Annotated in this window: 4 protein-coding genes, 3 tRNA genes and 3 rRNA genes; all 10 read right to left on the bottom strand. The window is 49.9% G+C overall.

All coding sequences use genetic code 11. The features are described 5' to 3' along the window. Nucleotide 1 precedes the first annotated feature (1 nt). Nucleotides 2-76 (bottom strand) — tRNA-Glu (locus C1A11_RS13640). 15 nt (nt 77-91) lie between these two features. After that, nucleotides 92-208, bottom strand: a 5S ribosomal RNA gene (gene rrf / locus C1A11_RS13635). A gap of 125 nt (nt 209-333) precedes the next feature. After that, nucleotides 334-3,173: ribosomal RNA gene (locus C1A11_RS13630) — 23S ribosomal RNA — on the bottom strand. Between the two features lie 202 nt (nt 3,174-3,375). Further along, nucleotides 3,376-3,452 (bottom strand) — tRNA-Ile (locus C1A11_RS13625). Between the two features lie 5 nt (nt 3,453-3,457). Next, nucleotides 3,458-3,533, bottom strand: a tRNA-Ala gene (locus C1A11_RS13620). A gap of 128 nt (nt 3,534-3,661) precedes the next feature. Beyond that, nucleotides 3,662-5,188, bottom strand: a 16S ribosomal RNA gene (locus C1A11_RS13615). Together the 16S, 23S and 5S rRNA genes with 3 tRNA genes alongside form the textbook arrangement of a ribosomal RNA operon. 584 nt (nt 5,189-5,772) lie before the next feature. Further along, entirely contained in the window at nt 5,773-6,444 is a 672-nt protein-coding gene (locus C1A11_RS13610; RefSeq protein WP_102050982.1) for a sigma-70 family RNA polymerase sigma factor, read from the bottom strand. 3 nt (nt 6,445-6,447) lie between these two features. Then, on the bottom strand, nt 6,448-6,885 hold the full coding sequence (gene spoIIAB / locus C1A11_RS13605) for an anti-sigma F factor (protein ID WP_102050981.1): 438 nt from the start codon (nt 6,883-6,885) through the stop codon (nt 6,448-6,450). Beyond that, complete coding sequence (locus C1A11_RS13600) at nt 6,882-7,205, bottom strand: STAS domain-containing protein (protein WP_102050980.1); 324 nt, start codon at nt 7,203-7,205, stop codon at nt 6,882-6,884. Before C1A11_RS13600 ends, spoIIAB begins: the two co-directional genes overlap by 4 nt. 187 nt (nt 7,206-7,392) lie before the next feature. Further along, nucleotides 7,393-8,682 (bottom strand): bifunctional folylpolyglutamate synthase/dihydrofolate synthase, encoded by a 1,290-nt coding sequence (locus C1A11_RS13595; protein WP_102050979.1) that lies wholly within the window; start codon nt 8,680-8,682, stop codon nt 7,393-7,395. Nucleotides 8,683-8,923 lie beyond the last annotated feature (241 nt).

Raw genomic sequence — 8,923 nt, 5'->3', positions numbered from 1 at the left:
TTGGTGACCCGTGGGAGAATCGAACTCCCGTTTGCGGCGTGAGAGGCCGCCGTCTTGACCGCTTGACCAACGGGCCATAAAAAAGAAAAAGAGCCGGCACCTACCTATCCTCCCGGGTCGTCTCCAACCAAGTACTTTCGGCACGATCGAGCTTAACTTCTGTGTTCGGAATGGGAACAGGTGGAACCTCGACGTCATCGGCACCGGCTACATATGCTCAGAACTTTGCTTCGAGCCTAGCCTTACACATATTCTTTTTCTTTTAAAGGGTTTGTACCCTCAAAACTAAACATTGATTTACTGCGTTGACAAATGTAGAACCTGACAAAAGATGTGGTCAAGCCCTCGACCTATTAGTACATCCTAGCTCAATGCCTCACAGCACTTACACATGATGCCTATCAACCTTGTAGTCTTCAAGGGGTCTTACCTGATTAACTCAGTGGGATATCTTATCTTTGGGCCGGTTTCACGCTTAGATGCTTTCAGCGTTTATCCGATCCGCACTTAGCTGCCCAGCTATGCCCTTGGCAGAACAACTGGTGCACCAGAGGTGCGTCCATCCCGGTCCTCTCGTACTAGGGACAGATCCCATCAAATATCCTGCGCCCACGACAGATAGGGACCGAACTGTCTCACGACGTTCTGAACCCAGCTCGCGTACCGCTTTAATTGGCGAACAGCCAAACCCTTGGGACCGAATACAGCCCCAGGATGCGATGAGCCGACATCGAGGTGCCAAACCTCCCCGTCGATGTGGACTCTTGGGGGAGATCAGCCTGTTATCCCCAGGGTAACTTTTATCCGTTGAGCGATGGCATTTCCACTCACATACCACCGGATCACTAACTCCAACTTTCGTTACTGCTCGACGTGTCTGTCTCGCAGTTAGGCTGGCTTATGCGTTTGCACTCTATGGCATGGTTTCCGTCCATGCTGAGCCAACCTTTGAACGCCTCCGCTACTTTTTAGGAGGCGACCGCCCCAGTCAAACTGCCCACCTGACAATGTTCCCCGACCCGATTCAGGGCCGCAGGTTAGAATTTCAGTATCACAAGAGTGGTATCCCAACATTGGCTCCACCAAAGCTGACGCCTTGGCTTCAAAGCCTCCCACCTATCCTGTACATGTAATACCGAAACCCAATATCAGGCTACAGTAAAGCTCCATGGGGTCTTTCCGTCTTGTCGCGGGAAACCGGCATCTTCACCGGTACTACAATTTCGCCGGGCGGGCTGTTGAGACAGTGCCCAAATCATTACACCATTCGTGCGGGTCAGAACTTACCTGACAAGGAATTTCGCTACCTTAGGACCGTTATAGTTACGGCCGCCGTTTACTGGGGCTTCAATTCAGTGCTTGCACACATCCTCTTAACCTTCCAGCACCGGGCAGGTGTCAGCCCGTATACGTCATCTTTCGATTTAGCACAGACCTGTGTTTTTGCTAAACAGTTGCTTGGGCCTATTCTCTGCGACTCACATTGCTGTGAGCACCCCTTATTCCGAAGTTACGGGGTCAATTTGCCGAGTTCCTTAACAACCCTTCTCCCGTTGGCCTTAGAATCTTCTTCCTACCTACCTGTGTCGGTTTGCGGTACGGGCGCCTAATCAATACATGTGGCTTTTCTCGCCATCGTCCAAGTACACTTCCCTACTAAATTTCAGTCCCTTACGCCCAGGTAAACCAACACCTGGGATGTACCCTTTCAATGTGTCCCCACACTTAACAATTTTGGCGGCTACGGAATCTCTACCGTATGTGCATCGGCTACGCCTTTCGGCCTCACCTTAGCTCCCGGCTAACTTGGAGCGGACGAACCTTGCTCCAAAAACCTTAGGCTTTCGGCCATGTGGATTCTCACCACATTCGCGCTACTTATTCCGGCATTCTCACTTGTATACAATCCACCGCCGCTTACGCTACGACTTCACCTCGTATACAACGCTCCCCTACCCAGATATTTGCATATCTGCCTAAGCTTCGGTGCAGGTTTTAGCCCCGTTGAATTTTCGGCGCAGAGTCACTCGACCAGTGAGCTATTACGCACTCTTTGAATGAGTGGCTGCTTCTAAGCCAACATCCTGGTTGTCTTAGCAACTCCACATCCTTTTCCACTTAAACCTGCTTTGGGACCTTAGCTGTAGATCTGGGCTGTTTCCCTCTTGACAATGAGACTTATCTCACACTGTCTGACTCCTGTGAAACAATACTCTGGCATTCAGAGTTTGATAAGTTTCGGTAATCTCTCGACCCCTAGACTATTCAGTGCTTTACCTCCAGGTATCTTATCACAAGGCTAGCCCTAAAGCTATTTCGGGGAGAACCAGCTATCTCCGAGTTCGATTGGAATTTCTCCGCTACCCACAGTTCATCACCGACCTTTTCAACGGGCGTGTGTTCGGACCTCCATGGAGTTTTACCTCCACTTCATCCTGACCATGGGTAGGTCACCCGGTTTCGGGCCCAATGCATGCAACTAAGCGCCCTATTCAGACTCGCTTTCGCTGCGGCTTCGTTGCTGAACAACTTAACCTCGCTACATACATTCGCTCGCCGGACCGTTCTACAAAAAGTACCTGATCACACATTGACGTGCTCTCAGTGCTTGTAGGCACAGGGTTTCAGGTTCTATTTCACTCCCCTCCCGGGGTGCTTTTCACCTTTCCTTCACAGTACTATACGCTATCGGTCACTAGGTAGTATTTAGGCTTGGAGGGTGGTCCCCCCGACTTCCCACGGGATTTCACGTGTCCCGCGGTACTCTGGATCCTGCTCAGTCACTCAAGTTTTCACCTACATGGCTCTCACATTCTTCGGCGTGCTTTCCCACACACTTCGGTTAACTCTCATGAATCTTAAATGCAGTCCGTAACCCCGAAGGTATTTCTACCCTCGGTTTGGCCTCTTCCGCGTTCGCTCGCCACTACTAGCGGAATCTCTTTTGATTTCTCTTCCTTGCCCTACTTAGATGTTTCAGTTCAGGCAGTTCCCCACATACACCTATTTGATTCAGTGTATGTTCTACGGACATGACTCCGTAGGGGTTTCCCCATTCAGAAATCTGCGGATCAATGTTTATTTGCAACTCCCCGCAGCTTATCGCAGCTTATCACGTCTTTCATCGGCTCCTAGTGCCAAGGCATTCGCCCTGCGCCCTTTTTAGCTTGACCGTTTTCTTTTGCTATTTTGATTCTCCATTTGCCAACTAAAAGAATTTTTACGAAATTGTAGATTTTAATCAAATCTAAATTTTGTGAAGTACTCACTTGGGAGTAAATACTTCATCTTTGTAGTTTTTACGCAGTTATCAATGTTCAGTTTTCAAGGTACATTTGCATTTTCGCTTCTCGCTATATCGTTTCTTTCGAAACGTGGTGGGCTCAAGTGGACTCGAACCACCGACCTCACGCTTATCAGGCGTGCGCTCTAACCACCTGAGCTATGAGCCCACATTTGGTGGAGATGAAGAGGTTCGAACTCTTGACCCCCTGCGTGCAAGGCAGGTGCTCTCCCAGCTGAGCTACACCCCCATACATAGCGGTCGCTAAATGCTTTGAAGGCAAGGCCTTCAAAATTAAACAATATGAATTAGAAACTCTTACGAAACCCTGTACCAAGCATCGATCACCTAAGTGTTCGTGCTTGCCTGACTCCTTAGAAAGGAGGTGATCCAGCCGCACCTTCCGATACGGCTACCTTGTTACGACTTCACCCCAATCACCAGTTTTACCTTCGGCAGCGTCCTCCTTGCGGTTAGACTACTGACTTCGGGTCCCCCCGGCTCTCATGGTGTGACGGGCGGTGTGTACAAGGCCCGGGAACGTATTCACCGCGGCATGCTGATCCGCGATTACTAGCAATTCCGGCTTCATGCAGGCGAGTTGCAGCCTGCAATCCGAACTGAGACTATTTTTATGAGGTTCGCTCCACCTCGCGGCTTAGCATCTCTTTGTTAATAGCCATTGTAGTACGTGTGTGGCCCAGGTCATAAAGGGCATGATGATTTGACGTCATCCCCACCTTCCTCCGTTTTGTCAACGGCAGTCTTGCTAGAGTCCTCTTTCGTAGTAACTAGCAATAAGGGTTGCGCTCGTTGCGGGACTTAACCCAACATCTCACGACACGAGCTGACGACAACCATGCACCACCTGTCACCGTGTCCCGAAGGACTTCATGTATCTCTACACTATGCACGGGATGTCAAGACCTGGTAAGGTTCTTCGCGTTGCTTCGAATTAAACCACATACTCCACTGCTTGTGCGGGCCCCCGTCAATTCCTTTGAGTTTCAACCTTGCGGTCGTACTCCCCAGGTGGATTACTTATTGTGTTAACTGCGGCACGGAAGGGGTCAATCCTCCCACACCTAGTAATCATCGTTTACGGCATGGACTACCAGGGTATCTAATCCTGTTTGCTACCCATGCTTTCGAGCCTCAGCGTCAGTTAGTGCCCAGTAGGCCGCCTTCGCCACTGGTGTTCCTCCCGATATCTACGCATTCCACCGCTACACCGGGAATTCCGCCTACCTCTGCACTACTCAAGAAAAATAGTTTTGAATGCTGATACGGGTTGAGCCCGTAGATTAAACATCCAACTTATCTTCCCGCCTGCGCTCCCTTTACACCCAGTAATTCCGGACAACGCTTGCACCCTACGTTTTACCGCGGCTGCTGGCACGTAGTTAGCCGGTGCTTCCTCCTCAGGTACCGTCATTATCGTCCCTGAAGACAGAGGTTTACAATCCGAAGACCTTCTTCCCTCACGCGGCGTCGCTGCATCAGAGTTTCCTCCATTGTGCAATATTCCCCACTGCTGCCTCCCGTAGGAGTCTGGGCCGTGTCTCAGTCCCAATGTGGCCGATCAACCTCTCAGTCCGGCTACCGATCGTAGGCTTGGTGGGCCGTTACCTCACCAACTACCTAATCGGACGCGAAGCCATCCTTCAGCGAATAAATCCTTTGATCACTGTACCATGCGGTACTGTGGTCTTATGCGGTATTAGCAGTCGTTTCCAACTGTTGTCCCCCACTGAAGGGCAGGTTCTTCACGTGTTACTCACCCGTTCGCCACTAAACTTGTACCTCGTCCATCCGAAAACTTCAGAAGTGCAAGCTCCGTTCGACTTGCATGTGTTAGGCGCGCCGCCAGCGTTCGTCCTGAGCCAGGATCAAACTCTTAATCAAATGATATCAAAATCAGATGAATCTGAATTAGATCGCTCTTCACTCAGTACGCAATCGCTTGCGTCCTTAAAATGAATTACTTAAATAGGAATTTTATATTAACGAGCTGCTTTCCTAGCAGCTCAAGGGTTCCGTTTAAGCTTCGTTCATATTGTTTAATTTTCAAGGTCCTGCAGCCTTTCGGCCTTTTTCGCTCGCCGCCGTTTCGGCGGGTTGCAAGAATTAATTATACACGATTGATTTCGCTTTGTCAAGAGGTTTTTTGAAGTTTTTTTCGAAGCCGCTAGGCTCGTTTCTTTACTTCGTTTTTCCTCCAGGTCCGCTCGCCTTTCGTGTCAGCCGCTCACCGGAGCAGCTCATATATAATACCATGCCACCATCTTAAAGTCAACGGTTTTTTCGCTTTTTTTCGCAAAAAATGCAGGTTCGTCATTCTGACCTGAACCTGCATTTTTTCGTGTTGATTTTGGACGAATCGGAGCATATTTTCCACATGTTTTCCACACGCAAACAGCTCTTACGCTTCTCTTATATATATTACATTATAATAGGGCAAAAACATCTTTGTTTGATAGAGTTGATCTCTATTCTGTCAGCTTTTTACGTAGCAGGGCAAGCAGTTTCCTCTCTCGCCTTGATATTTGCACCTGCGTTGTGTTCAAAAGCTTTGCTGCCTCGCTCTGTGTTTTATTCTCGTAAAAGCGATATCGCAGCAATAACCTGTCTTGTTCAGGGAGTGTAACAATCGCTGCGCGCAGAGAAAGCGACTCAGCAATATGTTCCTCTTCCCCTGCTACCGGCACATCGAACTGTGGTGAACCGTCATCATCTCCCGCGGGGGTCAGCGACAACACCGGCAGTGCAGCAGTCAGCGCTTCCGCTACCTGCTCTGGGCGTACCGACAATACTTCAGCAATCTGGTTTACAGTGGGCTGCATTCCTGTCCGCTTTTGCAGATCATCGCGCACTGCATTGATTTTAATTGATAGTTCTTTGATCGACCGACTTACCTTCACCTGGCCTCCATCGCGGAAGAGCTTTTTAATCTCTCCGAGAATGACCGGCACGGCGTAAGTAGAAAATTGGACGCCTCTGCCTTCGTCAAATGCATCATAAGCTTTTACTATCCCCATGCATCCGGCGGAATACAGGTCGTCATATTCGATCCCTCTTCCTCGGAATCTCCCCGCGCAGGCGTGGACAAGACCGAGGTTGTGTTCAATAAATTCGTCACGGCTGCATTGAGAAATCGGCATGAATTATGTTTCGCTCCTTTGGGTAATCTTTTTCCCCATGGTTACGGTGGTGCCTTTGCCCGGTGTCGACCGCACCTTCAACGTATCCATAAAGGTTTGCATTACCGTAAAGCCCAGGCCAGAGCGCTCTTCGCCACCGCTGCTTACCATTGGCAGCATGGCGTTTTCCACATCTGCAATGCCGATGCCGCGGTCGGTCACTTTGATGCGCACAGTGCAATTTTCGTAAAGGCTGACGGTTATGTAGATTTGGCCGATTGTTTCTGGATAGGCATGCACGATGCAGTTGGTGACCGCCTCGCTTACTGCAGTTTTAATATCAGCCAGTTCATCTAACGAAGGGTCGCACTGCGCGATGAATGCGGCTACCGCGCCGCGTGCAAACCCTTCGTTGCTGCTTTTTGCCGGAAAATTGAATTTTGCGGTATTCAGCGCTCTCATTGTTTTACTTCCCCTTTCGATTCCATGATGCCTTCAATTCCGGCGATGCGCAGCAGCTTCGCCGTTTGTGGGGATACACCGCGAATCGACAGCGTTCCGCCCAGAGATTTCAGCATACGGTGCCGTCCAAGGATCAGCCCGATGCCCGAAGAGTCCATGAAACTTACTGCCGATAAATCCAGCACAACAAGTTTTGGCTCGTAAGCGAGGATCCGCGCATCTATTTTTGCGCGTACAAGCGTCGCCGCATGGTGGTCGATTTCTCCACACAGGCTAACACACAGTACGCCCTCACGCTGCTCCATTGCACAGTCCAACATAACACGTTTCCTTCCTTTCCGCTTTTGGCCGCACATCTGCCACTTGGCGTTTTTCGATGGCGTCCGGGGCTGCTCTTTTTTCGCATATTTTAGCGGAGCTGTAAAAAACAAAACCCCTATGCCGCAGCAGCTTGTCCTGCTTTCAGCATAAGGGTTTTTGTCAAAAGATTCTGTCGAAAAAGAGCGTTCAAATCATTTTTTCCGCTTGACCTGCCAAATAAAGCGAGCCGCAGATGCAGATACCGTTTTCTTGCCGCTCTGCGTCGCGCAAAGCTTCTGCAAGGGTAGCACGCGGCTCAACATGCCCAAAATAACGCCGACATTTTTCTGCCAGTTCCTCCGGGGGCATTGCACGCTCGCCTTCCTCTGAAGGCACTGTGTAAACGAGTTTAAAGCAATCTGAAAGCGCAGCCAGGGCACTGACATCTTTATCTCGCATCATACCAATAATGCCTGTCAGCTCGGGCAGCTTCATAGCTTTCAAGGTCGCCGCAAGTGTAGCGATTCCATCGGGGTTGTGGGCACCGTCAATAATCAGCAAGGGGTTACGGCGCACAATTTCAATGCGTGCAGGCAGTTTCACTTTCTCCAAGCCTGCAAGAATCGCCTCATCGCTGATTTCATATCCTGCATCACAAAGGGCAAGCGCCGCTTCTACTGCCACTGCAGCGTTCTGAGCTTGATGTGCCCCCGGCATTTGAAGCCCTACCGTATATCCGCCGTAATCAATACGATTTTCGCCGGCAATCTGCCAGCGCAGTGTAATATCCTCGGGTTCCGGACAGCGCAACGCAATTTGCTGCTCGGCACAGGCAGCCTCAATGACTTCCGTTACTTCAGGTAGCTGCTCCGGTGCACTGACTGCCACGCAGCCGGGTTTGAGAATGCCGCATTTATTCTTTGCAATTTCAGCCGGGGTGTTTCCAATCAGGGCTGTATGGTCCAGCGCAATTTTTGTGAGCACCGCTACTTTGGTATTGCGAATCAGATTTGTGGCATCGCCTGTACCTCCAATGCCCGCCTCCATACAAACGAGGTCGCAATGTTGCTCTGCAAACCACAAAAGTGCTGCCGCCGTAGTGCATTCAAACTCAGTGGCATGCATGCCCTCAGCCTTTTCAAGCGCATCTGCCGCTTTTTTCACTTTTGCCAGTACGCTTGAAAGTGCCGAGTCCGAAATCATTTTACCGTCAATCTGCATCCGCTCTGCAAACTCCACTACAAACGGAGAAATATTCAGCCCCGTTTTATAGCCTGCCTCTGTGCAGATAGAGGCGATAAACGCTGCCGTACTGCCTTTGCCGTTAGTACCTGCGATATGCACAAAAGCAAGCTTTTCCTGTGGGTTGCCCAGCAAGGCACAAAGATTTGCCATCGCCTTTGGATAGGTGCCGCGCTTTAAACGCTGACGAGAGGCAAGCCAGGCAATGCCTTCCTTCGCCTTTTCTGCAGCCGAGCGAGATTTTTTTATCTCCATGGTGTTTTATAATCCTTCCAAATCATCTGTGTTTTCGTTAGCATCGTAGTTTGGCTCTCATGCCAAATTCAAAAATGTCCCAAAATGGTGCTTTTATTATACCGCCCACCCTGCAAAAAAGAAAGTAGGCCGTTGAATTTTCGCATATTGCTTATCTTTCCCTCATTCGCTTGTAGCTGCTGCATCACGTCGCCTTAACTATGTGTTGGCAATATTTTTATCCTTCAGACCAAAATAGCCC

The sequence above is a fragment of the Pygmaiobacter massiliensis genome (assembly GCF_900199435.1).
GTDB classification, from domain to species: Bacteria; Bacillota; Clostridia; order Oscillospirales; family Ruminococcaceae; genus Pygmaiobacter; species Pygmaiobacter massiliensis.
The sequence above is the reverse complement of the archived record's forward strand: the minus strand, read 5'-3'. Positions and strand labels throughout refer to the sequence as shown.